Consider the following 26031-nt stretch of genomic DNA (forward strand, 5'->3'; position numbering starts at 1 on the left):
GCCATGACTCAACAGACTTTCCTGGTGGAAATCGGCACGGAAGAGCTGCCGCCGAAGGCTCTTCGTTCACTGGCGGAATCCTTTGCCGCCAATTTTACCGCCGAGCTGGATAACGCCAACCTCGAACACGGCGAAGTGAGCTGGTTCGCCGCTCCGCGCCGTCTGGCGCTGAAAGTGGCCAACCTGAGCGCGGCGCAGGCCGATCGCGAAGTTGAAAAACGCGGCCCGGCGATCGCCCAGGCGTTCGACGCCGAAGGCAAACCGAGCAAAGCGGCCGAAGGTTGGGCGCGCGGCTGCGGCATTACCGTCGATCAGGCCGAGCGCCTGGTGACCGACAAGGGCGAGTGGCTGTTATACCGCGCCCACGTCAAGGGCCAGTCTGCGCAGCAACTGCTGGCCGGCATGGTCAGCACTGCGCTGAGCAAGCTGCCGATCCCCAAACTGATGCGCTGGGGCGATTCCGAGGTGCAGTTCGTGCGCCCGGTGCACACCGTGACCCTGCTGCTGGGTTCGGAACTGATCCCGGGCACCGTGCTGGGCATCGAGTCCGCCCGCACCGTACGCGGCCACCGCTTTATGGGCGAAGCCGAGTTCACCCTCGACAACGCCGACCAATACCCGCAGATCCTGCTGGAGCGCGGTAAAGTGGTCGCCGATTACGAAGCCCGCAAGGCGCTGATCAAGCGCGACGCCGAGCTGGCGGCGCAGCAGATTGGCGGCAAGGCCGATCTGAGCGAAAGCCTGCTGGAAGAAGTGGCCTCGCTGGTGGAATGGCCGGTGGTGCTGACCGCGAAGTTCGAAGAGAAATTCCTGGCGGTGCCGGCGGAAGCGCTGGTGTACACCATGAAGGGCGACCAGAAGTATTTCCCGGTGTACGACGCCGCGGGCAAACTGCTGCCGAACTTTATCTTCGTCGCCAACATCGAATCGAAAGATCCGCAGCAAATCATTTCCGGTAACGAGAAGGTGGTGCGTCCGCGCCTGGCCGACGCCGAGTTCTTCTTCAACACCGACCGCAAAAAACGCCTGGAAGACAACCTGCCGCGTCTGGAAACCGTGCTGTTCCAACAGCAGCTGGGCACCCTGCGCGACAAGACCGACCGCATTCAGGCGCTGGCGGGCTGGGTTGCCGGCCAGATCGGCGCCGACGTCAACCACGCTACCCGCGCGGGCCTGCTGTCGAAGTGCGACCTGATGACCAACATGGTGTTCGAGTTCACCGACACCCAGGGCGTGATGGGCATGCACTACGCGCGTCACGACGGCGAAGCGGAAGACGTGGCCGTCGCGCTGAACGAGCAATATCAGCCGCGCTTCGCCGGCGATGCGCTGCCGCAGTCGCTGGTGGCCTGCTCGCTGGCGATCGCCGACAAGATGGACACCCTGGCCGGCATCTTCGGCATCGGGCAGCATCCGAAAGGCGACAAGGACCCGTTCGCGCTGCGTCGCGCCGCGCTCGGCGTGCTGCGCATCATCGTCGAGAAAAACCTGCCGCTGGATCTGCAGACCCTGACCGAAGAGGCCGTGCGCCTGTACGGCAGCAAGCTGACCAACGCCAAGGTGGTCGACGAGGTGGTGGAATTCATGCTGGGCCGCTTCCGCGCCTGGTACCAGGAAGAAGGCCATGCGGTCGACACCATCCAGGCGGTGCTGGCGCGCCGTCCGACCAAACCGGCCGACTTCGACGCGCGCGTCAAAGCCGTCAGCCACTTCCGCACCTTGGACGAAGCGGCGGCGCTGGCCGCTGCCAACAAGCGCGTTTCCAATATTCTGGCCAAGTCGACCGATACGCTGAACGACCGCGTACACGCCTCGGTGCTGAAGGAAGCGGCTGAAATCCAGCTGGCGACGCATCTGGTGGTGCTGCGCGATAAGCTGGAGCCGTATTTCGCCGCGGGCAACTATCAGGATGCGCTGGTGGAGCTGGCTGCGCTGCGCGAGCCGGTGGATGCGTTCTTCGACAACGTCATGGTGATGGCCGAAGACGACGCGGTGCGCGTCAACCGCCTGACGCTGCTGAGCAAGCTGCGCGAGCTGTTCCTGCAGGTGGCGGATATCTCCGTGCTGCAGTAATCGCGGTTCACCCTGAAAAGGCGCCTTTGGGCGCCTTTTTATATCCGCAGGCGCAGCGCGCTGCCGGCAGTCGTCAGGCGGTATTTTTGCAGGCGGCTATTGGGTTTTTCCGGCAGGGTCATTTCGACCCATCCTGCATTGAGAGCCGGTTTCAGATAGCGTTCGCGGAAAGATTTTCTATCCTGCAGCTGCAGCGCAAGCTGTATCGCTTCGCGCGCCATCTCACCTTGTAATACCTCCAGCAGCTCTGCGACTTGGGGGGGTGACTTGGGGGCCAGTGCTCTGCTTAAGCGCCTGCAGAATCATTTCCATCATAAATTCTACAAAGGGGGCGCAGTCGGTTTTTAGCGTGCTGAAGTTTAGTGCCTGGTAGTAGCCGGGTTGGTTGTCGTGCACCAGGCTTTCAACCGGCACGTTGGCGAACAGCGGGTTCCAGCGGGACAGGATCAGCGTTTGCCACAAGCGGCCCATACGGCCGTTTCCATCGGTAAACGGATGAATAAATTCGAATTCATAATGAAATACGCAGCTGGCGATGAGCGCAGGAAGATCGGTTGTCTGTAGCCAGGTTAGCAATTGACGGACTAGCAGCGGCACTCGTTCTGCCGGGGGAGCCATATGAATGACGGTGGTGCCGTTCATGACGCCGAGGCCACCCTGGCGGTAGTGACCGGCGTCCGCCAGCAGGCTACTCATCAGCATGCGGTGCGCGCCGAGTAAATCGTTTTCTCTGTCCGGATGCCAATTACTCAGGTTCGTATAGCAGTGGATGGCATTCATGGCTTCCTGAACCTCGCGCGGCGGTGCAATGATGCGCTTACCGGCAATAATCGCGGTGATTTGCTCTTCGCTCAGCGTATTGCCCTCGATAGCCAGCGAGCCCTGAATGGTGCGAATGCGGTTTATGCGCCTTAGCCGCAACGTGTGCTCTTGTTCCGCTTGCATCGTCAAACGGGCCAACGCGGCCCCTACGTCTGTCGCCAGATGCAGAATGGAGGGGGTGATGGTCAACGGCGGTTGATAAGAGGACATGAGCAAGTTGGCCCGACGATAAACGTTGGAAAAGTGTACCATGCGTACGTGGTACACGCAGTACGCCGTTTTTAACCAGACAATGTTCACCGCAAACGGAATCGCGTATCGGATCGCCGTCAGTTGATCTATTCTTATAGGCGCACGGAGTGCAGAAAAAGGGACGGAGTCCGATGAAAAAGCAGGTTTATAACAGGAGTTATGTCACATGGCGGTAGGGATCCAGAGCAGAGGCTTCGCGCGTTGGTTGGCACCGGTATTGGCATTGTTGGTGGTCATGCAGCTGACCGCCTGCGGCGATAAAGAGCCGGAACAACGCAAGGCATTCATTGATTACTTACAGAACACGGTAATGCGCAGCGGGGCGAGCATACCCACGCTGAGCGAAGATCAGAAACAGAAATTCGGCAACTATGCCGGGGATTACGCCATTCTGGTCGGCTTTTCCCAGCAGTTGTCCAAGTCGGTCGATGCCAGCCTGACGCCGGCGCTGGATCAGATTAACCAGATCCGCACCGCGCAGGACTACATGAGCAAGCGCGACGCGCTGCAGCAATCGGTAGGGGCGTTGAACCTGCTCGGCCAGCAGATCCAGTCGGCCAAATCGCAGGCGGATACCGCCCGGGCGGCGTTGAAGCAGCCGGATGACCTGAAAGCGGTCTATAACCAGGCCTATGACAAAATCGTCACCGGCCCGGCGAATGCGCTGATGCCGGCCATCCCGACCACCGCCGGCTTCGTGCAGGATCTGGTGCAGGTGGGCGATTTCCTGCAGACCCAGGGCAATCAGGTGAGCTTCAACAACAATGGCGTCCAGTTCCGCACCGCCCAACAGGCGACGCAGTACAACACCATGATGTCGAACCTGGTGGCCAAGCAGCAGAATCTGCTGAATGCGCAACGGACCATCCAGAGCGTGATGCAGTAAGCCTTGTTCACTACGCATTAAAGGCCGGCTTGCCGGCCTTTATTATTTCCCCTCAGCGTTTCCAATAGCTTGCTCGCTTCTTGCGCTGCGCTTCTGTACTACACTTCGAGTAATCATTCCGTTTTATCATGTAGTTTTCTTTCATTCATCGCATCGCTATTTCCCGGCGGGATGAATGCTCACAGGGAAGATCGCCGCAGGGCCAGGATTCGGCCCGCGCAGGCAAAATAAATTGTGATGTTTATCACAAAATAAAAACAAACCCGCAATTTAAAAATGAGATATTAGTCACATTATTGTGCGATTTAGGCGCGCTTTATGGTCGTTGTGGCTTTTTTACACGGCATTAGTGTGATCTTAATCACTATAAGTGGCGGTGTTGTGGGGTGTTATACGTGATGTTTGTCACAAAAATTTCGCGAAGTTCGCGTGGTCAATACGGCGTGATAGAGTCCACTGCGCATACAGCGATAAACACGGCTGGATCGTCACAACAATAATCACGCGCTCTATTGTCAGCGCGTAACAATAGGGGTGTGTTTTATGTTTTCACCAGACATCAAGGTTAAAGTGCAAAACTTTGGCCGCTTCCTGAGCAACATGGTGATGCCCAACATTGGCGCCTTTATCGCCTGGGGTATCATAACCGCGTTATTCATTCCTACCGGCTGGCTGCCGAATGAAACCCTGGCCAAGCTGGTCGGCCCGATGATCACCTACCTGCTGCCGTTGCTGATCGGTTATACCGGCGGGCGGCTGGTGGGCGGCGATCGCGGCGGCGTGGTCGGCGCCATCACCACCATGGGCGTGATCGTCGGCGCCGATATGCCGATGTTCCTCGGCGCGATGATCGCCGGCCCGTTGGGCGGCTGGGCCATCAAGCATTTCGACCGCTGGGTGGACGGCAAGATCAAAAGCGGCTTTGAGATGCTGGTGAACAACTTCTCCGCCGGCATCATCGGCATGCTGCTGGCGATCCTGGCCTTCCTGGGCATTGGCCCGCTGGTGGAGGTGCTGTCCAAACTGCTGGCGGCCGGCGTGCACGTCATGGTGGTGAACAACCTGCTGCCGCTGGCGTCGATCTTCGTCGAACCGGCGAAAATCCTGTTCCTGAACAACGCCATCAACCACGGCATCTTCTCGCCGCTGGGCATTCAGCAGGCCACAGAGGCCGGCAAGTCGGTATTCTTCCTGATTGAAGCCAACCCGGGTCCGGGCATGGGCGTGCTGATGGCCTACATGTTCTTTGGCCGCGGCAGCGCCAAGCAGTCTGCGGGCGGTGCGGCGATCATCCACTTCCTTGGCGGCATCCACGAAATTTATTTCCCGTACGTGCTGATGAACCCGCGCCTGCTGCTGGCGGTGATCCTGGGCGGCATGACCGGCGTCTTCACCCTGACGCTGCTGAACGGCGGCCTGGTGTCTCCGGCTTCCCCCGGCTCTATCCTGGCGATTCTGGCGATGACGCCGAAAGGCGCCTACTTCGCCAACATCGCGGCGGTGGTTGCGGCCTTTGCCGTGTCCTTCGTGGTCGCCGCATTCCTGCTGAAAACCTCGAAGGTGAAAGAGGACGACGATCTGGAAGAGGCCACCCGCCGCATGCAGGAAATGAAGTCCCAGTCCAAGGGCGGCGCAGCCGCTCAGGCGGCGGTCGACGGTGACCTGACCACCGTGCGTAAAATCATCGTCGCCTGCGATGCGGGCATGGGCTCCAGCGCCATGGGCGCCGGCGTGCTGCGCAAGAAAGTGAACGATGCCGGGCTGAACAACATTTCGGTGACCAACAGCGCCATCAACAACCTGCCGGACGATGTGGACCTGGTGATCACCCACCGCGATCTGACCGAGCGGGCGATGCGCCATGCGCCGCAGGCGCAGCATATTTCGCTGACCAACTTCCTCGACAGCAAGCTGTACAGCGATCTGGTCGAGCGCCTGGTCGCGGCCAACAAAACCACCGACCACCAGCAGAAGGTGATCGGCGCGCTGGACGACAGCTTCGAAGCCAGCGAGCAGAACCTGTTCAAACTGAGCGAAAGCAACGTGTTCCTCAACCTGCAGGCCAGCGATAAAGAGCAGGCGATCCGCTTCGCCGGCGAGCAGCTGGTGAAGGGCGGCTACGTCGAGCCGGAATACGTCGCGGCGATGCTGGAGCGCGAAAAACTCACCTCCACCTACCTGGGCGAATCGATCGCCGTGCCGCACGGCACCATCGAGGCCAAGGATCGGGTGCTGCGCACCGGCGTGGTGTTCTGCCAGTATCCGCAGGGCGTGCGCTTCGGCGAAGAAGAAGACGAAGTGGCCCGCCTGGTGATCGGCATCGCCGCCCGCAACAACGAGCATATCCAGGTGATCACCAGCCTGACCAATGCGCTGGACGATGAGGACGTCATCGAACGCCTGGCGCACACCACCAGCGTGCAGGAAGTGCTGGAGCTGCTCGGCGGCAAGAAAGCCTGACAACAGAATCATTTTTGGGGTGCAGCTTGCTGCACCCTTCGACATTAGGAAGGTAAGGTTATGAAAGCATTACATTTCGGCGCCGGGAACATCGGCCGCGGTTTTATTGGCAAGCTGTTGGCGGATGCGCATGCCGAACTGACTTTCGCCGACGTCAACCAGGCGGTGCTGGATCAACTGAACAGCCGCAAAAGCTATCAGGTGCGCGTGGTGGGCGAGCAGGAGCAGGTCGAGAGCGTCAATAACGTCAGCGCGGTCAACAGCGGCAGTGAGGAAGCGGTGGATCTGATCGCCGCAGCCGATATCGTCACCACCGCCGTCGGCCCGCAGATCCTCGGCAAAATTGCCGGCGCTATCGCCAGGGGGCTGATCAAACGCCACCGGCAGGGCAACGAGCAGCCGTTGAACATCATCGCCTGCGAGAACATGGTGCGCGGCACCAGCCAGCTGAAGCAGCACGTATTCGACGCGCTGCCGCAGGACGAGCGGGCGTGGGTCGAGCAGCACGTCGGCTTCGTCGACTCCGCGGTGGACCGCATCGTGCCGCCGGCGGAAGCGGGCAGCAGCGATCCGCTGGAAGTGACGGTGGAAACCTTCAGCGAGTGGATCGTCGACCAGACCCAGTTCAAGGGCCAACCGCCGGCCATCGCCGGCATGGAGCTGACCGACAACCTGATGGCGTTCGTCGAGCGCAAGCTGTTTACCCTCAACACCGGCCACGCCATCACCGCCTACCTCGGCCAGCGGGCCGGGCTGCAGACCATCCGCGATGCGATCCTCGATCCGGCCATCCGCCGAGTGGTGAAGGGGGCGATGGAAGAGAGCGGCGCGGTGCTGATCAAACGCTACGGCTTCGACGCCGACAAGCACGCCGCCTACATCAACAAAATCCTCGGCCGCTTTGAAAACCCTTATCTGCACGACGACGTCGAACGCGTGGGCCGCCAGCCGCTGCGCAAGCTGAGCGCCGGCGACCGCCTGATCAAACCGCTGCTGGGCACGCTGGAATATGGCCTGCCACACGCCAATCTGATCCAGGGCATCGCGGCCGCCATGAGCTACCGCAGCGTGCAGGATCCGCAGGCGCAGGAGCTGGTGGAACTGCTGAACCAGCTGGGGCCGAAAGCCGCGCTGGCGCAAATTTCCGGCCTGCCGGCGGAAAGCGAGGTTGTAGAAGAGGCCGTTGCTGTGTATAACGCCATGCACAAGTAGAATCGTGATGATGAACACCCGAGCGCAGCTTGCTGCGCTCCTGCAACCCGAGTTCGGCATCGACGGCCCTCCCCACGCCATTCGAAAAGCGACGATGGAAGAAGCACAGGCATTTGAAAACCAGGTTCTGGAAAAGCTGAACGCAGGCAAGACGGTGCGCAGTTTCCTGATCGCGGCGGTAGAGCTGCTGGCGGAGGCGCTCAACGTGCTGGTGGTGCAGGTATTCCGCAAGGATGACTACGCGGTGAAATATGCCGTCGAGCCGCTGTTGTCCGGCGCCGGGCCGCTGGGCGAACTGTCGGTGCGCCTGAAGCTGATGTACGGGCTGGGGGTGATTTCACGTCATGAGTATGAAGATGCCGAACTGTTGATGGCGCTGCGCGAAGAGCTGAACCACGACGGCACGGAATACCGCTTTGTCGACGACGAAATTCTCGGTCCGTTCGGCGAGCTGCACTGCGTGGCCGCATTGCCGCCGGCGCCGGCTTTCCTGCAGCCCGGCGAAGCGGATGAATCGCTGATCGCCATGCAGCGTCAGCGTTACCAGCAGATGGTGCGTTCCACCATGGTGCTGTCGGTCACCGATTTGATCGCCGGCATCGGCGCCAAACAGCCTTCCCGGCTGTCCCCGCTCGGCCGCGGTTAGGCAAAGGCCGCGCGCCATTCGTCAAACAGCAGCCACAGCGCGGTTGCCGCCATCAATCCCGACATCACGCCGTTAAACAGCCGCAGTTTCCAGCCGACCCGCAGCGCATCGCGCAGGCGGTCGCCCAATATCGCCCAGACCAGCACGCAGGGGATGTTCAACGCGGTGAACGCGGCGATGGTCATCAGCGTATGGCTCAGGCTGGCGCCTTCGCGCGGCGTAAACAGAATAGCCACGTTAATCGCCATCAGCCAGGCCTTGGGATTGACCGCCTGGAACAGCGCGCCATTGAGCAGCCGCATCGGCCGCGCCTGCTGTTTGGCGTCCGGCGAACCGGCGCGAAACAGCTTCCACGACAGCCACAACAGATAGGCGCAGCCGACCACCGCCAGCGGAAAACGTATCGATCCCGCCCAGCTGAGCACCAGCGCCAGCAGGCTGGTGGTCAGCGCCAATTGCACCGCGCAGCCGAGGCTGATGCCGAACAGCATCGGCAGGGTGCGGCGCAGGCCGAAGTTGACGCCGGACGAGGCCAGCAGCAGGTTGTTGGGGCCGGGGGTGATCGACATCACGGTGACGTAACTGACAAAGGCGGAGTCCAGCATGACGGGTTCCTTGCAAGGGCTGAATAACAAGGCATCAGCATAATCTGCCGCGATGAATGGTGACAGAACCACAAATCAGCTATTGTCATGGTTACAGTTGCCTGAAATTCAAACTGTACCCACTGCCTGGAGAGAAACTGTGACCCTGCTCGATGAAACACCGGAAACCCGCTACCTGCAGCTGGCGGATACGCTGGCGGAGGCGATTCGCCGCGGCACGCTGCTGCCCGGCAGCCGTTTGCCTTCGGTGCGGCGCTGCGCGCAGACCCACAGCGTCAGCATCAATACCGTGGTGTCGGCCTACCGCACGCTGGAGGACCGCGGGCTGATCGAAGCGCGGCCGCAGTCGGGCTTCTACGTGCGCAGCACGCTGCCGGCGCTGAAAATGGCCCCTCAGCCCAGCGGGCGCATCGAGCCGCCGGCCGACGACGTGCTGGCGCTGATCGACGCCGTGTTCGCCGCCCAGCAAAACCCGCAGTTCACCAACATTTCGCTGGCTTGCCCGCAGACCGCCGATTTTTATCCCGGCGGCAAGCTGGGGCGCATGCTGTCGTCGCAGCTGCGTCGGCAGCCCAACCTGATCGGCCAATACGCGCTGCCGCCCGGCAGCCTGCGGCTGCGTCAGCAAATAGCCCGCCGCGCGATGACGCTGGGCATGCTGCTGGAGCCCGGGGACATTACCCTGACCCACGGCTGCATGGAGGCGCTGCAGCTGGCGCTGCGGGTGATCACCCGGCCGGGCGATTGCGTCGGGCTGGAGTCGCCGACCTATTTTTACCTGCTGCCGCTGCTGGCCAGCCTGGGGCTGAAGGCGCTGGAGATCCCCACCGACCCGCAGCACGGGCTGTCGCTGGACGCGCTGGAGCTGTTGCTGAATGAAAAACGCCTGAACGCGGTGATCGTCATGCCGACGGTGCAGAACCCGCTGGGCTGCACCATGCCGCCGGCGGCGAAAAAGCGGCTGGCGCGGCTGATGAACGATCACCAGGTGCCTTTAATCGAAGATGGGTTGTACGCCGAGATCCAGTTTGGCGCCGCGCTGTCGCCGGCGGTGAAGTCTTTCGACAGCGATGGCTGGGTGCTGTTCTGCTCCAGCTTCACCAAGACGCTGGCGCCGGATTTCCGCATCGGCTGGATCAGCGGCGGCCGCTTTAACGAGGCGTTGCGCAAGCTGAAGGCGGTTTCGTCGATGTCCGAATCGCAGCTGCTGTCGGAAACGCTGGCCACCTTCCTGGAGAGCGGCGGTTACGATCATCACTTGCGCAACCTGCGCAAGCGCTATGCCGCCCAGGTGGATGAGGCGCGGGCCTTGATCGCCCGGCACTTCCCGCGCGGCACCCGGGCGACGCAGCCGGCGGGCGGCTTCGTGTTTTGGGTGGAGTTTCCGGCCGGGGTCGACAGCGTGGCGCTGTTTCATCAGCTGCTGGAGGAGCAAATCTGCCTGACGCCGGGCACGCTGTATTCGCCCAGCGGCCGTTACCGCAACGCGCTGCGGTTGTCCTGCTGCTACCCGTTCAACGCGCGCTACACCCAGGCGCTGGCCCGCGTCGGCGCCAAAGCCTGCGAGATGAGCGGCCTGCCGCCGGGCATTGCGCAAGACGGGTAACGGCGCGCGCATTTTGCTACAATGTGGGCATCATTGATTAGCGTGCCATATTGAGCACAACAGGCCAGACACCATGAAAGAGAAAGAAAAGGCAGAGATTAAGCGCCTTAGCGACCTGCTGGACGCACTGAACCACAAAGACGCCACCGTGATCCAACAGGGCAACCCTGACCTGATCGCCCAGCACAGCAAAGAGAAAGAGAAGCTGGCGGCGGAAATCGAGCGCCTGAAAGGCGTGCGCGTCGAGAAGCTGAGCGCGGAAGCGCAGAAGCTGAGCCAGCTGCCGTTCAGCCGCGAGATCACCAAGAAAGAGCAGGCCGACATGGGCTCGCTGAAGAAAAGCGTGCGCGGCCTGATCGTGGTGCACCCGATGACCGCGCTGGGCCGTGAGATGGGCCTGAAGGCGGTCACCGGCTACGCCAAGAAAGCGTTCTGATTGCCCGGGCGCCCTGCGGCGCCCGCGATGTTATCCCTTGGTCGTGAAGTACGCCTTGGTTTGATAGGGCACGGTCACCTCTTCCTTGCCCTGCAGTTCCCCTTCCTCCGCCACCAGCTGGCGAACCTGTTCGATCACCCGCTCCTGCTGCGGCTGCGGCAACGCGGCGATAAAGCTGGTGGAGCGCACCCGGTTGTAAATCACATCCTCAACCGCGCCCCGATGGTTGAGCATAAACACCTGCTCCTGCAGCGGTTCGAAACCTTTGAACGGAAACAGTTTGCGCCATTCGCCGGTATAGAAACGCGGCGCGTCGCCCTCGTGGCGGTCGACGATTTGGTTCAGCTTGCGCACCCAGCCGACGCGCGCATCGCGCATGTTCCACACCAGGCCGAGCTTGCCGCCGGGCTTGAGGATGCGCTGAATTTCAGCCAGCGCCCGCGGCGTGGCGAACCAATGGAACGACTGCGCGCACACCACCGCATCGACCGACTCGTCCGGCAGCGGGAGGGATTCGGCGCTGCCCGCCAGCGTTTTCACCTGCGGCAGCGCCGCCGACAGCTTCTCCAGCATTTGCGCCACCGGTTCCACGGCGATCGCCTGCGCGCCGGTTTCCAGCAGGCGCGGGGTGAATTTGCCGGTGCCGGCGCCGAGATCGATAACCGTCATGCCGGCGTGCAGGCCGATGACCTCACGCAGCCAGCCGGCGATTTCCGGCGGGTAGTCCGGCCGGCCTTTCACGTAGCGGTCGGCGTTGGTCTGGTAGCCAACGGCTGCGGCGTGATGAATCGAATGAGAAGGGGTGTTCATGGCTTCTGCTCCTGCCTGAAAGAAGTTGCGCAACGGTATGGTACCCGCCGGTGTTTTTCAGCGCCCCAGCAGGCGGCGGTTATGGTCTTCGAGGCGGCCTTCGTTGATGCGCGTCAGCATGGTTTTGCTCCAGCTGGCCGACAGCCCGGCCACCGTCAGCAGGCGGCGATACTGCTCTTCGTCGAACGGCATGTGCCAGGCGATGCCGATGGCCTCGGCGACCGACAGGTCGCTGCTGCGCGCCGCCAGCTCCAGCGGGCGATCGCCGCTGACCATGCCGGGGGAGACTACGCGGTACAGCCAACCGCAGCGGCCGCTTTGCTGCATCAGCACCGAGATGTCGTCGATAGCGAAATGATAGTTGAGCTTGAAGCACGGGGAGCGCGGCTGGGTGACCTGGATCAGCGCCTCGCCCCAGCGGTAGATATCCCCATGAACACGTTGTGTTCGGTCAGCCCCCGGGTGGAGAGATTCTCGCCGAAGGCCGGCGCGCTGAACAGCTCCGCCTGCGCCGGGAACTGCTCGCGCCAGTGGGCGTAGTGTTCGCGCGGGTAGTGGCACAGCGCGCGGTCCGGCCCGCCGTGGTAGCTTTTCTCCGCCTGCTCGTCGCCTTCCAGGCCGAGCGGCGTGAGCCTGACGGCGCCATCCACCTGACGTTTGGCGATGGCGCTGGGGCGCCCGCCTGCATAGGGTTGGATGCCGCCGATATAAACTTCTGGGTGATGCATATGCGCCTCCGTGTCTCGCGTCGAAGGTTCAGCATAGCCTGAGTTGATCGGCAGGAACAGGATAACCCGCCCGAAAGTAGCCGGGCGGGAGCGGCGTCAGAAAGCGGTCCAGTTGTCTTCCGCGGCAGCCTGGCCGACCGGCTGCTTCACCGTCGGCGCTTTCGGCGCCGGAACTTTGGCGGCAAGCGGCTCGGCCTGTTCCGCCAGGCGGAATACCGAGACGCTCTGCAGCAGCATCTCGGCCTGTTCTTCCAGCGAGTCGGCGGCGGCGGCGGACTCTTCCACCAGCGCGGCGTTTTGCTGGGTGGTGTGGTCCATTTCGACGATAGCCTGGCCAATCTGGGCGATGCCGCGCGTCTGCTCGTCGGAGGCGGCGGCGATTTCGGCCATGATGTCGCGCACGTGGGTCACCGAGCGGACAATCTGCTCCATGGTGCTGCCGGTGTTTTCCACCAGTTCGGTGCCGGTTTGCACTCGGCTGACCGATTCGGCGATCAGCCCTTCGATCTCCTTGGCCGCCTGGGCGCTGCGCTGCGCCAGGTTGCGCACCTCGCTGGCCACCACCGAGAAACCGCGGCCCTGTTCGCCGGCGCGCGCCGCCTCCACCGCGGCGTTGAGCGCCAGAATGTTGGTCTGGAAGGCAATGCCGTTGATCAGGGTGGTAATTTCGGCGATCCGCTGAGAGCTGCTGGAAATGTCGCGCATGGTGCTGACCACGCTCTCCACCAGCTTGCCGCCCTGCTGCGCGGTTTGCGAAGCGTCGGTGGCCAGCTGATTGGCGTGGTGGGCGTTATCGGCGTTCTGTTTCACCGTGGCGGTCAGCTGTTCCATGCTGGCGGCGGTTTCTTCCACCGCGGCCGCCTGCTGCTCGGTGCGTGAAGACAGATCGGTATTGCCGGCGGCGATCTCCGCCGCGGCGGTGGACACCTGGCTGACGCCCATCTGGATCTTCTCGATCATATCGCGCAGGTTCTGGCTCATCGCCGCCACCGCGTTGAGCAACTGGCCGAGTTCGTCGCGGCGGTGGCTGGTCTGCGCCTGGCGCAGGTCGCCGCTGGCGATGCGTTCCGCCATCGCCAGGGTGCTGTGCAGCGGGCGGGTGATTTGCAGCGTGATGCGCCAGGCGATCAGCACCCCGGCGACGATGGCGATCAGGGTGGTGACGCCCATCTGCAGCTGCGCCAGATTGATGTCGCTGTGGGTCTGCGCCAGCTCATCCTGCATAAAGGCGTTGACCAGCGTGCCGATCTGTCGGGCGCTTTCGCCCAGCTGCCGGCTGAGCTGCTGTTCCTGCTGATAGGCCGGCAGGTAGGCGGCGATGCGCTTCTTGTAATCGTCGAGCGCGGTCAGCAGCGGCTGCAGCTGGGGGCGCTGCGCATCGCTAACCCGGCGGCTCAGGGCGCCGGCGGCGTCGCGCGCCTCATCGATGGCGGCCATCAGCGGCGCTTCGGCTTGCTGATCCAGGCTCAGCAGCAGACCGCGCGCGCCGTAGCGCACCTGGGTCAGCTTCTGGTTCAGCTGGATGAACGCCAGCTGCAGATCGCCGTTGGTGAGCTGCCGCTCCAGCTGGCTCAGGCTGGCCTGCACCTCAGACATGTTCCAGCTCTGGCGCACCGCGTCTTTCGCCGCCACCGCCCGCTCGAAGGCGTTTTGCTGCTGCTGATATTCGCCGATCAACGTCACCAGCCGCTGCAGGTCCTTGCGGCTCTGCGGGTCCCAGTCCAGGTCTTGCCCCTGGCCGATCAGTTTGACGGCGTTTTCGATGTTGGCGCGGTTGCTGTGCAGATATTCCGGTTGATAGGTCTGGCCGAACATCGCGCGGTTATATTTGGCCTGATTGATCTCGTCGTTCAACCGGTTGCTGAAGTCGATGCGATCGGCGCGGGACTCGATGATGTGCAGGTACTGCGCCCCGGTGCCGGCGATGGTGACCGCCAGCAGCAGCAACAGCGCAAAGCCGAGGCCGAGCTTTTTACCCACGGTGAGATGAATGAATTTTCCTGCCGATGTGTGCAATGCCGCCATAGTCTTTTTCCTTTCCGGGCGAACGTCGATTGAACAAACCATCGGCAAAGGGTGGTCAAACTTTAGCGGATTTTCGGCAAAAAAATGCCCGCATCAGCGGGCATCTTCAGGGGATAACGCGAATTACTTCTTCGCGGCGAAGCGCGCAGCGGCCTCGTCCCAGTTAACCACGTTCCAGAATGCCTTGATGTAGTCTGGGCGTTTGTTCTGGTATTTCAGGTAGTAAGCGTGTTCCCACACGTCCAGGCCAATGATCGGGAAGCCTGAAGCGCCGGCAACGGCTTCGCCCATCAGCGGGCTGTCCTGGTTGGCGGTAGACACCACGGCCAGTTTGTCGCCTTTCAGCACCAGCCAGGCCCAGCCTGAACCGAAGCGGGTGGCCGCCGCCTTCTCGAACTCTTCCTGGAATTTCTCAACGCTGCCGAAATCGCGCTCGATGGCCGCTTTCAGATCGCCGCCCAGGGTGGTGCCGGTTTTCAGGTTTTTCCAGAAGAAGCTGTGGTTGGCGTGGCCGCCGGCGTTGTTGCGCATGAAGGTGCGCTTGTCGGCAGGCACTTTATCCAGATCCTGGATCAGTTCTTCAACGCCGTATTGAGCCAGTTCCGGGTAAGCTTCCAGCACGGTGTTGGCGTTGTTGACGTAAGTCTGATGGTGTTTGGTGTGATGGATTTCCATCGTCTGCTTGTCGAAATGCGGTTCCAGTGCGTCGTAGGCGTACGGCAGGGATGGCAGTGAATAACTCATAATCATCATCTCCAGTGGTGTATGGGCGGCGCAAGGTGCGAGCACCGCGTAAGCAGTCGGATCATTATAGTTAATTAAATGATATTGAAAATGATTATCAATGCCCTACAAAGTAAATGGTTAATTCCGACCGGCGAACAGACAGCGGCCCGATCTGCAGCGCGACAGCTCTATTTGCATCACCGAACCGCGGCGATGTTGGTTACTCTCTATACTGTTACTGTCGTGCGCCGGGCATCGGGCCTCCGTGTGAAGCGGATCACATTTATGTGCGCCTCCGGGGCTATAGTGTTCACTTTACCGGCACCGATTTGTAACAACCACAAGCACGCTGTGGTAATATTATCGCCGTCTTGCAGCAATCATAACAACAGTGACATTCGCGCTTCCCGCTTGATGGGGGGAATGCGCCATTTGAAACAATGTGACAATCGAGAGTGAAAGGAGATCCCCATGCAGGTCAGCAGAAGGCAGTTCTTTAAGATCTGCGCTGGCGGTATGGCAGGAACGACGGTGGCCGCGCTGGGCTTTGCCCCGGAAGTGGCGTTGGCGGAGACCCGGCAGTACAAGCTGCTGCGCGCCCGTGAAACCCGTAATACCTGTACGTATTGTTCCGTCGGCTGTGGGCTGTTGATGTACAGCCTTGGCGATGGCGCCAAAAACGCCAAAGAAAGCATTTTTCACATCGAAGGGGACCCGGATCACCCGGTAAACCGCGGCGCGCTTTGCCCGAAAGGCGCCGGCCTGGTTGATTTCATCCACAGTGAAAGCCGCCTCAAGTACCCGGAATACCGTGCGCCAGGCTCAGACAAATGGCAGCGCATCAGCTGGGACGACGCCTTCACCCGCATCGCCACGCTGATGAAGGAAGACCGCGACGCCAACTTCGTCAAAACCAACGAACAGGGCGTTACCGTCAACCGTTGGCTGAGCACCGGCATGCTGTGCGCCTCGGCCGCCAGCAACGAAACCGGTTATCTGTCGCAAAAATTTAGTCGCGCTCTCGGCATGCTTGCCGTAGACAACCAGGCGCGTGTCTGACACGGACCAACGGTAGCAAGTCTTGCTCCAACATTTGGTCGCGGTGCGATGACCAACCACTGGGTTGATATCAAGAACGCGAATCTGATTATCGTCATGGGCGGTAATGCGGCGGAAGCGCATCCGGTGGGGTTCCGCTGGGCGATGGAAGCCAAAATTCACAATAAAGCCAAGCTGATCGTCATCGATCCGCGCTTTACCCGTACCGCATCGGTGGCGGATTTTTACACGCCAATCCGTTCCGGGACCGACATCGCTTTCCTGTCGGGCGTCCTGCTGTACCTGATGACCAACAACAAGATCAACCGCGAGTACGTCGAGGCCTATACCAACGCCAGCCTGCTGGTGCGGGAAGACTTTGCCTTCGACGACGGCCTGTTCAGCGGCTACGACGCGGAAAACCGCAAATACGACAAAACCACCTGGAACTATCAGTTCGACGAGAACGGCTACGCCAAGCGCGACGTCACGCTGCAGGATCCGCGCTGCGTGTGGAACCTGCTCAAGCAGCACGTCAGCCGCTACACGCCGGAGGTGGTGACCAACATTTGCGGCACGCCGAAGGACGATTTCCTGCAGGTGTGCGAATACATCGCCGAAACCTGCGTGGCGGATAAAACCGCGTCGTTCCTGTACGCCCTGGGCTGGACACAGCACTCGGTCGGCGCGCAGAACATCCGCACCATGGCGATGATCCAGCTGCTGCTCGGCAACATGGGCATGGCGGGCGGCGGCGTCAACGCGCTGCGCGGCCACTCCAACATTCAGGGGCTGACCGATCTGGGCCTGCTGTCGCAGAGCCTGCCGGGCTACATGACGCTGCCGTCGGAGAAGCAGACGGATCTCGACACCTATCTGAAGGCCAACACGCCGAAGGCGCTGCTGCCGGGCCAGGTGAACTACTGGGGCAACTACCCGAAATTCTTCGTCAGCATGATGAAGAGCTTCTACGGCGACAAGGCGCAGAAGGACAACGACTGGGGCTTCGACTGGCTGCCGAAGTGGGACAAAGGCTACGACGTGCTGCAGTACTTCGAGATGATGTCGCAAGGCAAGGTCAACGGCTACTTCTGCCAGGGCTTCAACCCGGTGGCCTCGTTCCCGAACAAGAACAAGGTGGTGGCGTCGCTGTCCAGGCTGAAGTTCCTGGTGACCATCGATCCGCTGAACACCGAAACCTCCAACTTCTGGCAGAACCACGGCGAGTTCAACGACGTCGACCCGTCGGCGATCCAGACCGAAGTGTTCCGCCTGCCGTCCACCTGCTTTGCCGAAGAAAACGGCTCCATCGTCAACTCCGGTCGCTGGCTGCAGTGGCACTGGAAGGGCGCCGACGCCCCGGGCGAAGCGCTGAACGACGGGGAAATCCTGGCGGGCATCTTCACCCGCCTGCGCGAGATGTACGCGCGCGACGGCGGTGCGGTGCCGGAACAGGTGCTGAACATGACCTGGGATTACCTGACGCCGGACAACCCCGCCGCCGAAGAAGTGGCGCAGGAAAGCAACGGCAAGGCGCTGGCGGACCTGCTCGACGCCGACGGCAAGGTGCTGGTGAAAAAAGGCGAGCAGCTCAGCTCCTTCGCTCAGCTGCGCGACGACGGCACCACCGCCAGCGGCTGCTGGATCTTCGCCGGCAGCTGGACGCCGGCCGGCAACCAGATGGCGCGGCGCGACAACGCCGATCCGTCCGGCCTCGGCAATACGCTGGGCTGGGCCTGGGCCTGGCCGCTCAACCGCCGCATCCTGTATAACCGCGCCTCGGCCGATCCGCAGGGCAAACCATGGGACGCCAAGCGGCAGCTGCTGGAGTGGGACGGCGCCAAGTGGGCCGGGGTGGATATCCCGGACTACGGCACCGCCGCGCCGGGCAGCGACGTCGGGCCGTTCATCATGCAGCCCGAGGGCATGGGCCGGCTGTTCGCCACCGACAAGATGGCGGAAGGGCCGTTCCCGGAGCACTACGAGCCGTTCGAAACGCCGCTCGGCACCAACCCGCTGCACCCGAACGTGGTGTCCAACCCGGCGGCGCGCGTGTTCAAGGACGATCTGGCGGCGATGGGCAAATCCGACAAGTTCCCGTACGTCGGCACCACCTATCGTCTGACCGAACACTTCCACTACTGGACCAAGCACGCGCTGCTCAACGCCATCGCGCAGCCGGAACAGTTCGTGGAGATCGGCGAAAAGCTGGCGCAGAAGATAGGCATCCAGCACGGCGATACCGTGAAGGTCAGCTCCAACCGCGGCTACATCAAGGCCAAGGCGGTGGTGACCAAGCGCATCCGCACGCTGCAGGTGCACGGCCAGGAGGTCGACACCATCGGCATCCCGATCCACTGGGGTTACGAAGGGGTGGCGAAGAAAGGCTTTATCGCCAATACGCTGACGCCGTTTGTCGGCGATGCCAACACGCAAACGCCGGAGTTCAAGGCGTTCCTGGTCAACGTGGAAAAGGTGTAACGGAGACGAATTATGGCAATGCAATCCCAGGACATCATTCGTAAATCCGCCACCAATGGCTTCACGCCGGCGCCGCGCGCCCGTGATCACCAGGAAGAAGTGGCCAAACTGATCGATGTCACCACCTGTATCGGCTGCAAGGCCTGTCAGGTAGCCTGTTCTGAATGGAACGACATTCGCGACGAGGTCGGGCACAACGTCGGGGTGTACGACAACCCCGCCGATCTGACCGCCAAATCCTGGACGGTGATGCGCTTCTCCGAAGTGGAGGAAAACGGCAAGCTGGAGTGGCTGATCCGCAAGGACGGCTGCATGCACTGCGCCGACCCGGGCTGCCTGAAGGCCTGCCCGTCGGAAGGGGCGATCATCCAGTACGCCAACGGCATCGTCGACTTCCAGTCGGAGCACTGCATCGGCTGCGGCTACTGCATCGCCGGTTGCCCGTTCGACGTGCCGCGCATGAACAAGGACGACAACCGGGTGTACAAGTGTACCCTGTGCGTCGACCGCGTGGACGTCGGCCAGGAGCCGGCCTGCGTGAAAACCTGCCCGACCGGCGCCATTCATTTCGGCACCAAGGAAGCGATGAAGCAGGTGGCCGCCGAACGCGTCAGCGAGCTGAATACCCGCGGCTATCAGAACGCCGGTCTGTACGATCCGGCGGGGGTGGGCGGCACCCACGTGATGTACGTGCTGCACCACGCCGACAAGCCGCAGCTGTATCACGGCTTGCCGGATAACCCGAGCATCAGCCCGGCGGTGACCTTCTGGAAAGGCGTGTGGAAACCCCTGGCGGCCATCGGCTTTGCCGCCACCTTCGCAGCCAGCGTGTTCCACTATGTCGGCGTCGGCCCCAACCGCGTCGAAGAGGAAGACCACGACGAGCTGCACGATGAGGAGACGCGCAAATGAGAAAGGAAAAGCGCATTCAGCGTTACAGCGCGCCGGAGCGGATCAACCACTGGATCGTGGCGTTCTGCTTCGTGTTCGCCGCCATCAGCGGGCTGGGGTTCTTTTTCCCGTCCTTCAACTGGCTGATGAACATCCTGGGTACGCCGCAGCTGGCGCGCATTCTGCACCCCTTCGTCGGGGTGATCATGTTTGCGGCCTTTCTGATCATGTTCCTGCGCTACTGGAAGCATAATCTGATCAACCGCGAGGATATCCTCTGGGCCAAAAACATCCACAAAATCGCCATGAACGAAGAAGTGGGCGACACCGGGCGCTATAATTTCGGCCAGAAATGCGTATTCTGGGCGGCAATCGTCAGCCTGGTGCTGCTGCTGGCCAGCGGCGTGGTGATCTGGCGGCCGTACTTCGCGCCGTCGTTCCCGATACCGCTGATCCGCATCGCGCTGCTGGTGCATTCGCTGGCCGCGGTCGGCCTGATCATCGTGATTATGGTGCACATTTACGCCGCGCTGTGGGTAAAGGGCACCATTACCGCGATGGTCGAAGGCTGGGTGCCGGCGGCCTGGGCCAAGAAACATCATCCGCGCTGGTACCGTGAGGTCCGCGAGAAACAACAGGAAGACAAACCCTGATGAGCATCCGCATCGTTCCTAAAGAGCAGTTAGGGGCACAGCGCGAGAAGTCCACAACGGCGGAGACCATCCCGCCGTTGCTTTTCGCCAATCTGAAAAGCCTGTACAGCCGCCGGGCGGAACGTCTGCGTCAGCTGGCGACCGACAACCCGCTGGGCGACTATCTCAACTTCGCCGCCCAGCTGGCCGAAGCGCAGCACCATGCGCTGCACGACAACCCGCTGCAGCTGGATCTGACCGAAGTTCTGCAGCAGGGCGCCGCCAGCGGCAAGCCGCCGCTCGATCTGAGCGTTTACCCGCGCAGCGAACACTGGCGGCGGCTGCTCACCTCGCTGATAGCCGAGCTGCGCCCGCAGGCGCCGGAGCCTATTCTGGCGGTGCTGGACAACCTGGAAAAAGCCTCGGCGCACGAGCTGGAGCTGATGGCCGACGCCTTGCTCAACCGCGAATTCAGCCGGGTGGGCAGCGAGAAAGCGCCGTTTATCTGGGCCGCGCTGTCGCTTTACTGGGCGCAGATGGCCAGCCTGATCCCCGGCAAGGCGCGCGCCGAGTACGGCGAACACCGCCAATTCTGCCCGGTGTGCGGCAGCATTCCGGTCGCCAGCATGGTGCATATCGGCACGGTTAACGGCCTGCGCTACCTGCATTGCAACCTGTGCGAAAGCGAATGGCACGTGGTGCGGGTGAAGTGCAGCAACTGCGAGCAGACCCGCGATCTCAACTACTGGTCGCTGGACAGCGAACAGGCGGCGGTGAAGGCGGAAAGCTGCGGCGACTGCGGCACCTACCTGAAAATCCTGTACCAGGAAAAAGATCCCAAGGTGGAGGCGGTGGCCGACGATCTGGCGTCGCTGGTGCTGGACGCCAGGATGGAGGACGAAGGCTTCGGCCGCAGCAGCATTAACCCGTTCCTGTTCCCGGCGGAGTGACGATCGGCGACTGCGCCGCGGGGAAGGTTCATGAATTTCCGGCCGGGCTTCTGGCATTCGCCCGGCCGAGTTGCTACGTTTACGCAATGACGCGCAAAGCGAAAGGAAAGGGATGACGATGTTGAAGACCATTGCAAAATTTACCGCGGTCGCCGTGCTGGCGATCGGGCTGGCGGCCTGCGACAACCAGGACGACGCCAAGCCCGAGGTGCCGAAGCCCGATACCAAACCGACCGTGACGCAGCCTGCGCCGCCGGCGGTGGAAACCCCGGCGCCGCCGCCCGGGCTGAGCGTTTCGCTGCAAAAGGGCCGGCTGACCTTCGAGCTGCCGGCGGGTTTTAGCGATCAGACTCAAAACAGCGGCATCATCAACGACAGCACCTCCACCATTCAGCGGTTCCTCGACGGCAAATCGCGCCAGAGCGCGGTGTCTTCCGAAGTCATTCCGCCGGACGGCATGAAGCTCAATTCCAGCGATAAAATGCTGAAAGAGCTGACGCAGAGCATGCTGACCGAGCTGGCCGGGCGCTACCAGAATATCCAGACCACCAAAGAAGACAACTTCACCGTCGGCAAACAGAAATTTCGCCGGGTGGATACCGAACAGAGCATCAACGGCCAGAAGGTGATGTCCACCATTATGCTGACGGTGTTCAACAAGCGGGTGGTGACGCTGCAAATGCTGTCGCCGGCCAAAACGCCGGAGGTGCATCAGGCGTTGGTGCAGCGGATTATCGACACCCTGGCGGTGAAATAAGGTTATTTCATCCATGGCCAGGGTTGAGCGAAACGGGGGAGATCGGATGAAGCTTATCGGCAGTTACACCAGTCCTTTTGTGCGCAAGATCTCCGTGCTGCTGCTGGAGAAGGGGATCGCGTTCGAGTTCGTCAACGATCCGCCGTATGAAGCGGGCAGCCGGGTGGCGGAGCTGAATCCGCTCGCCAAGGTGCCGGTGCTGGTGACCGACGACGGCGAGGTGTTTTACGACTCGCCGGTGGTGGCCGAGTATCTGGAACTGCTGGCGGTGGCGCCGGCGTTTTTGCCCGCCGATCGCGCCGCGGCGCTGCGTATCCGCCAGATTGAAGCGCTGGCCGACGGCGTCACCGAGGCGGCCGCCACGCTGTTCCGCGAAAGCAAACGCGCGCCGGAAAAGCAGGATGAAAACTGGATCCTGCGCCAGCGCGACAAACTGTCGCACGGGCTGGACGCGCTGGAAAAGCTGGCGCAGGAAAAAACGCTGCTGAACGCCGAACGGCTGACGCTGGCGGATATCGCCACCGGCTGCGCGCTGGGCTACCTGAACTTCCGCCGCATTCTGCCCAACTGGTGCGTCGAACGCCCGGCGCTGGTCAAACTGGCCGAACGCCTGTTCGCCCGCCAAAGCTTTGCCCGCACGCTGCCCCCTGATTGCCCTCCGTCCCCGCTGCGGCGGGGCTGTGTTATGCCGATACCCCTAAACTGAAAACCGAGCGACCATGAGCACTGAATCCCACCTTCTTTACAGCCAGCTACCCGCTATCGATCGCCTATTGCGCGAACCGGCGATCGAACCGCTGGTGGCGCAGCACGGCCAGACGCTGATTAGCGAACTGCTGCGCCGGCTGCAGGCGCAGGCGCGTGATGCCATCCAGCAGCAGCAGCGGTTGCCGGCCTGGTGCGCCGACTGGCCGCTGGCGCTGCGCGCCGAGCTGGCCCGGCAACAACGCCCGGCGCTGCTGCCGGTGTTCAACCTCAGCGGCACGGTGCTGCATACCAACCTTGGCCGCGCGCTGCTGGCGCAGCCGGCGATCGCGTCGGTGGCCGACGCCATGGGCGCGGCGGTGACGCTGGAATACGATCTGGACGGCGCCGGCCGCGGCCACCGCGATCGGGTGGTGGCGGACCTGCTGTGCCGGCTGACCGGCGCCGAAGACGCCTGCATCGTCAATAACAACGCGGCGGCGGTGCTGCTGATGCTGGCGGCCGTCGCGCCCGGCAAGCAGGTGGTGGTGTCGCGCGGCGAACTGGTGGAGATCGGCGGCGCGTTCCGCATCCCCGACGTGATGCGTCAGGCGGGCTGCCAGCTGGTGGAGGTCGGCACCACCAACCGCACCCACCTGAAAGATTACCGCAACGCCATCGGCGAGCAGACCGGGCTGCTGATGAAGGTGCATACCAGCAACTACAGCATTCAGGGTTTCACCGCGGCGGTGGATGAGGCGGCGCTGGCGCAGCTTGGGGCGGAGCAGGGCATCCCGACCGCCACCGATCTGGGCAGCGGCTCGCTGATCGACATGGCGCAATACGGCCTGCCGGCCGAACCTATGCCGCAGCGGCTGCTGGCCGCCGGCGTCGACCTGGTGACCTTCTCCGGCGACAAGCTGCTGGGCGGCCCGCAGGCCGGCATCATCGTCGGCAAAAAGGCGCTGATCGCCCGCCTGCAGCAGCATCCGCTCAAACGCGCGCTGCGCGTCGGCAAAATAACCCTGGCGGCGCTGGAAGCCACGCTGCGGCTGTACCTGCAGCCGGAACTGTTGGCGCAACGGCTGCCGACGCTGCGGCTGCTGACCCGCCCGCAGCGGGCGATGCAGGACATGGCAGAACGCCTGTTGCCGGCGCTGGCGCCGCGCTACGGCGAGCATTTCCAGCTGCGCGCCGAAGCCTGCTGGTCGCAGATCGGCAGCGGCTCGCTGCCGGTCGATCGCCTGCCAAGCTATGCCCTGACCTTTACCCCGCTCGACGGCCGCGGCGCCACGCTGGAAGCGCTGGCGGAACGCTGGCGCCGCCTGCCGCAGCCGGTGATCGGCCGCATCGGCGAAGGCAGGCTGTGGCTGGATCTGCGCTGTCTGGAACAGGAAGGCGCGTTGATTGAGGCGCTGAGCGCATGATAATCGCCACCGCCGGCCACGTCGATCACGGCAAAACCACCCTGCTGCAGGCGATCTCGGGGATCAACGCGGATCGTCTGCCGGAGGAGAAACGCCGCGGCATGACCCTCGATCTGGGCTACGCCTATTGGCCGCAGCCCGACGGCCGGGTATTGGGCTTTATCGACGTGCCCGGCCACGAGAAGTTTCTCGCCAATATGCTGGCGGGCGTCGGCGGCATCGACCATGCGCTGCTGGTGGTGGCCTGCGACGACGGCGTGATGGCGCAGACCCGCGAACATCTGGCGATCCTGCGGTTGAGCGGCCGCCCGGCGCTGACGGTGGCCCTGACCAAGGCGGACCGGGTGGAGGCGACGCGCATCGACGAAGTGCGCCGGCAGGTAAATGACGAGCTGGCCCGCCAGGGGTGGCCCGGGGCGCCGCTGTTTGTCACCGCCGCCGCCGAGGGGCGCGGCATTGCCGCGCTGCGCGAGCATCTGCTGGCGCTGCGGCCCGGCGAACATGGGGTGACGCGCCGGTTTCGCCTGGCGGTGGACCGCGCCTTCAGCGTCAAGGGCGCCGGGCTGGTGGTGACCGGCACCGCGCTCGGCGGCCGGGTGGCGGTGGGCGATACGCTGTGGCTGACCGGCGCGGATACGCCGGTGCGGGTGCGCGGCCTGCACGCCCAGAATCAGGCGGTCGAGCGAGCGCAGGCCGGTCAACGCATAGCGCTGAACCTCAGCGGCGACGTCGGCAAAGAACAGATTACCCGCGGTGACTGGCTGCTGGCGCAGCGGCCGCCGCAGGCGGCAGAACGCATTCTGGTCGCGCTGGAAGCCGATGCGCCGATCCGCCATTGGCAGCCGCTGCATCTGCATCATGCCGCCAGCCACATTACCGGGCGGCTCTCACTATTGAACGACGGCCTGGCGGAGCTGATCCTCGATCGTCCGCTGTGGCTGGCGGAAAACGATCGGCTGGTGCTGCGCGATATCGGCGCGCGCCAGACGCTGGGCGCCGCCCGGGTGCTGCGCCTGGCGGCGCCAAAGCGCGGCAAGCGGCAGCCGGAGTTTCTGGCCTGGCTGCAGGCGCTGGCGCAGGCCGCGGACGATGCCCAGGCGCTGCGGCTGCTGCTGCCCCAGGGGCCGCTGTCGCTGGCGGCGTTCGCCTGGGCGCGCCAGCTGACCGACGCCGGGCTGGCTGAATTGCTGTCGGAGCCGCCGCTGCTGGTGGTCGGCGACCATGGGCTGGCGCTGGACAACGTGCGGCAGGCCGAAAGCCGCCTGCTGCAGGTGCTGGCGGAGTACCATCAACAGCACGCCGATCAGCTGGGGTTGGGGCGTGCGCGTCTGCGGCGCATGGCGCTGCCGGCGCTGGACGAGGCGCTGGTGTTTATGATGATCGATAGGCTGCTGAAGGCCGGTGCGCTGCGCAATACGCGCGGCTGGCTGCATCTGCCGGAGCATGGCCTGGCGTTCAGCGCCGAAGAAGCGCCGCTGTGGCAGCGGATTGAACCGCTGTTCGGCGACCAGGCCTGGTGGGTGCGCGATCTGGCCGCCGAACTGGGCGCGGACGAGGCGCGGGTGCGGGCGCTGCTGCGCAAGGCGGCCCAGCTGGGCCACGTCACCGCGGTGGTGGTGGATCGTTACTACCTCAGCCGCCGCATCGAACAGTTCGCCGCGCTGATCCGCCAGCTCGACGCGGAGCAGGGCAGCGCCAACGCCGCCGACTTCCGCGATCGGCTCGGCGTCGGCCGCAAGCTGGCGATCCAGGTGCTGGAGTTCTTCGACCGCAGCGGCTTTACCCGCCGCAAGGGCAACCAGCACCTGCTGCGCGATCGCGGGCTGTTTGGCGGTTGATTGTGTGTTTTTTGTTCCGCTGTGCGTTATAATCAAAATTAATCAT

Annotated in this window: 21 protein-coding genes and 1 pseudogene; 15 read left to right on the forward strand and 7 right to left on the reverse strand. The window is 62.8% G+C overall.

The window, feature by feature from the left end; translation table 11 throughout:
• Positions 1-3: 3 nt before the first annotated feature.
• Complete coding sequence (gene glyS / locus D7I37_RS07375) at positions 4-2073, forward strand: glycine--tRNA ligase subunit beta (protein ID WP_061797854.1); 2070 nt, start codon at positions 4-6, stop codon at positions 2071-2073.
• A 38-nt stretch (positions 2074-2111) separates the two neighbouring features.
• On the opposite strand, the gene D7I37_RS27270 is transcribed toward glyS, so the two are convergent.
• Both D7I37_RS27270 and D7I37_RS07380 read right to left on the reverse strand, forming a co-directional pair.
• Positions 2112-2294: a Fic family protein gene (locus D7I37_RS27270; protein WP_242502872.1), complete on the reverse strand. Its 183-nt coding sequence runs from the start codon at positions 2292-2294 to the stop codon at positions 2112-2114.
• Between the two features lies 1 nt (position 2295).
• Positions 2296-3162: a Fic family protein gene (locus D7I37_RS07380; RefSeq protein WP_242502874.1), complete on the reverse strand. Its 867-nt coding sequence runs from the start codon at positions 3160-3162 to the stop codon at positions 2296-2298.
• Between the two features lie 151 nt (positions 3163-3313).
• On the opposite strand from D7I37_RS07380, the gene D7I37_RS07385 reads away from it, so the two are divergent.
• The 4 genes from D7I37_RS07385 to D7I37_RS07400 all read left to right on the forward strand — a co-directional run bounded on the left by D7I37_RS07385 (position 3314) and on the right by D7I37_RS07400 (position 8351).
• Entirely contained in the window at positions 3314-4033 is a 720-nt protein-coding gene (locus D7I37_RS07385; RefSeq protein ID WP_129543500.1) for a DUF3053 domain-containing protein, read from the forward strand.
• 543 nt (positions 4034-4576) lie between these two features.
• Positions 4577-6493 carry a PTS mannitol transporter subunit IICBA gene (locus D7I37_RS07390; protein WP_061797856.1) on the forward strand — a complete coding sequence of 639 codons (1917 nt, stop codon included), beginning with the start codon at positions 4577-4579 and terminating at the stop codon, positions 6491-6493.
• A 60-nt stretch (positions 6494-6553) separates the two neighbouring features.
• Positions 6554-7705 carry a mannitol-1-phosphate 5-dehydrogenase gene (mtlD, locus tag D7I37_RS07395; RefSeq protein WP_095094897.1) on the forward strand — a complete coding sequence of 384 codons (1152 nt, stop codon included), beginning with the start codon at positions 6554-6556 and terminating at the stop codon, positions 7703-7705.
• Positions 7706-7799: 94 nt separating this feature from the next.
• Complete coding sequence (locus D7I37_RS07400; RefSeq protein ID WP_061797859.1) at positions 7800-8351, forward strand: MltR family transcriptional regulator; 552 nt, start codon at positions 7800-7802, stop codon at positions 8349-8351.
• Here D7I37_RS07400 and D7I37_RS07405 read toward each other — a convergent pair.
• The gene (locus tag D7I37_RS07405) at positions 8348-8956 is read right to left on the reverse strand and encodes a LysE family translocator (RefSeq protein ID WP_061797860.1); all 609 of its coding nucleotides are present in this window, start codon (positions 8954-8956) and stop codon (positions 8348-8350) included. The two genes, D7I37_RS07400 and D7I37_RS07405, sit on opposite strands and share 4 nt — an antisense overlap.
• A 139-nt stretch (positions 8957-9095) precedes the next feature.
• Here D7I37_RS07405 and D7I37_RS07410 point away from each other — a divergent pair, with 139 nt between their 5' ends.
• Both D7I37_RS07410 and D7I37_RS07415 read left to right on the forward strand, forming a co-directional pair.
• Positions 9096-10562 (forward strand): PLP-dependent aminotransferase family protein, encoded by a 1467-nt coding sequence (locus tag D7I37_RS07410; RefSeq protein WP_061797861.1) that lies wholly within the window; start codon positions 9096-9098, stop codon positions 10560-10562.
• Positions 10563-10635: 73 nt separating this feature from the next.
• A complete protein-coding gene (locus tag D7I37_RS07415; RefSeq protein ID WP_061797862.1) occupies positions 10636-10998 on the forward strand; it encodes a YibL family ribosome-associated protein in 363 nt (120 codons plus the stop codon).
• A 30-nt stretch (positions 10999-11028) separates the two neighbouring features.
• Here D7I37_RS07415 and D7I37_RS07420 read toward each other — a convergent pair whose 3' ends face one another.
• The 4 genes and pseudogenes from D7I37_RS07420 to sodA all read right to left on the reverse strand — a co-directional run bounded on the left by D7I37_RS07420 (position 11029) and on the right by sodA (position 15305).
• The gene (locus tag D7I37_RS07420) at positions 11029-11808 is read right to left on the reverse strand and encodes a class I SAM-dependent methyltransferase (protein ID WP_129543501.1); all 780 of its coding nucleotides are present in this window, start codon (positions 11806-11808) and stop codon (positions 11029-11031) included.
• A gap of 57 nt (positions 11809-11865) precedes the next feature.
• Positions 11866-12536, reverse strand: a pseudogene (gene yiiM / locus D7I37_RS07425) (6-hydroxyaminopurine reductase).
• Between the two features lie 96 nt (positions 12537-12632).
• Positions 12633-14561 (reverse strand): methyl-accepting chemotaxis protein, encoded by a 1929-nt coding sequence (locus D7I37_RS07430; RefSeq protein WP_129543502.1) that lies wholly within the window; start codon positions 14559-14561, stop codon positions 12633-12635.
• Positions 14562-14684: 123 nt separating this feature from the next.
• Positions 14685-15305: a superoxide dismutase [Mn] gene (gene sodA, locus D7I37_RS07435; protein ID WP_061797965.1), complete on the reverse strand. Its 621-nt coding sequence runs from the start codon at positions 15303-15305 to the stop codon at positions 14685-14687.
• A 453-nt stretch (positions 15306-15758) separates the two neighbouring features.
• Between sodA and fdnG the strand changes: the two genes are divergently transcribed.
• From fdnG to selB, 8 genes are all read left to right on the forward strand, one after another.
• The gene (gene fdnG / locus D7I37_RS07445; RefSeq protein ID WP_154900074.1) at positions 15759-18806 is read left to right on the forward strand and encodes a formate dehydrogenase-N subunit alpha; all 3048 of its coding nucleotides are present in this window, start codon (positions 15759-15761) and stop codon (positions 18804-18806) included.
• Between the two features lie 12 nt (positions 18807-18818).
• Positions 18819-19718, forward strand: coding sequence for a formate dehydrogenase subunit beta (fdxH, locus tag D7I37_RS07450; protein WP_061797869.1), 900 nt, complete (start codon positions 18819-18821; stop codon positions 19716-19718).
• On the forward strand, positions 19715-20350 hold the full coding sequence (fdoI, locus tag D7I37_RS07455) for a formate dehydrogenase cytochrome b556 subunit (protein WP_061797871.1): 636 nt from the start codon (positions 19715-19717) through the stop codon (positions 20348-20350). Before fdxH ends, fdoI begins: the two co-directional genes overlap by 4 nt.
• The gene (gene fdhE, locus D7I37_RS07460; RefSeq protein ID WP_061797872.1) at positions 20350-21279 is read left to right on the forward strand and encodes a formate dehydrogenase accessory protein FdhE; all 930 of its coding nucleotides are present in this window, start codon (positions 20350-20352) and stop codon (positions 21277-21279) included. The genes fdoI and fdhE overlap by 1 nt, the downstream gene beginning before the upstream one ends.
• Before the next feature lie 118 nt (positions 21280-21397).
• Positions 21398-22036: a DcrB-related protein gene (locus D7I37_RS07465; protein WP_061797966.1), complete on the forward strand. Its 639-nt coding sequence runs from the start codon at positions 21398-21400 to the stop codon at positions 22034-22036.
• A gap of 46 nt (positions 22037-22082) precedes the next feature.
• On the forward strand, positions 22083-22742 hold the full coding sequence (locus D7I37_RS07470) for a glutathione S-transferase (protein WP_129543503.1): 660 nt from the start codon (positions 22083-22085) through the stop codon (positions 22740-22742).
• Between the two features lie 13 nt (positions 22743-22755).
• Complete coding sequence (selA, locus tag D7I37_RS07475; protein WP_129543504.1) at positions 22756-24147, forward strand: L-seryl-tRNA(Sec) selenium transferase; 1392 nt, start codon at positions 22756-22758, stop codon at positions 24145-24147.
• Positions 24144-25985: a selenocysteine-specific translation elongation factor gene (selB, locus tag D7I37_RS07480; RefSeq protein ID WP_129543505.1), complete on the forward strand. Its 1842-nt coding sequence runs from the start codon at positions 24144-24146 to the stop codon at positions 25983-25985. Before selA ends, selB begins: the two co-directional genes overlap by 4 nt.
• Positions 25986-26031 lie beyond the last annotated feature (46 nt).

This window comes from Serratia sp. 1D1416, from assembly GCF_003641105.1.
Classification (GTDB): domain Bacteria; phylum Pseudomonadota; class Gammaproteobacteria; order Enterobacterales; family Enterobacteriaceae; genus Serratia; species Serratia ficaria.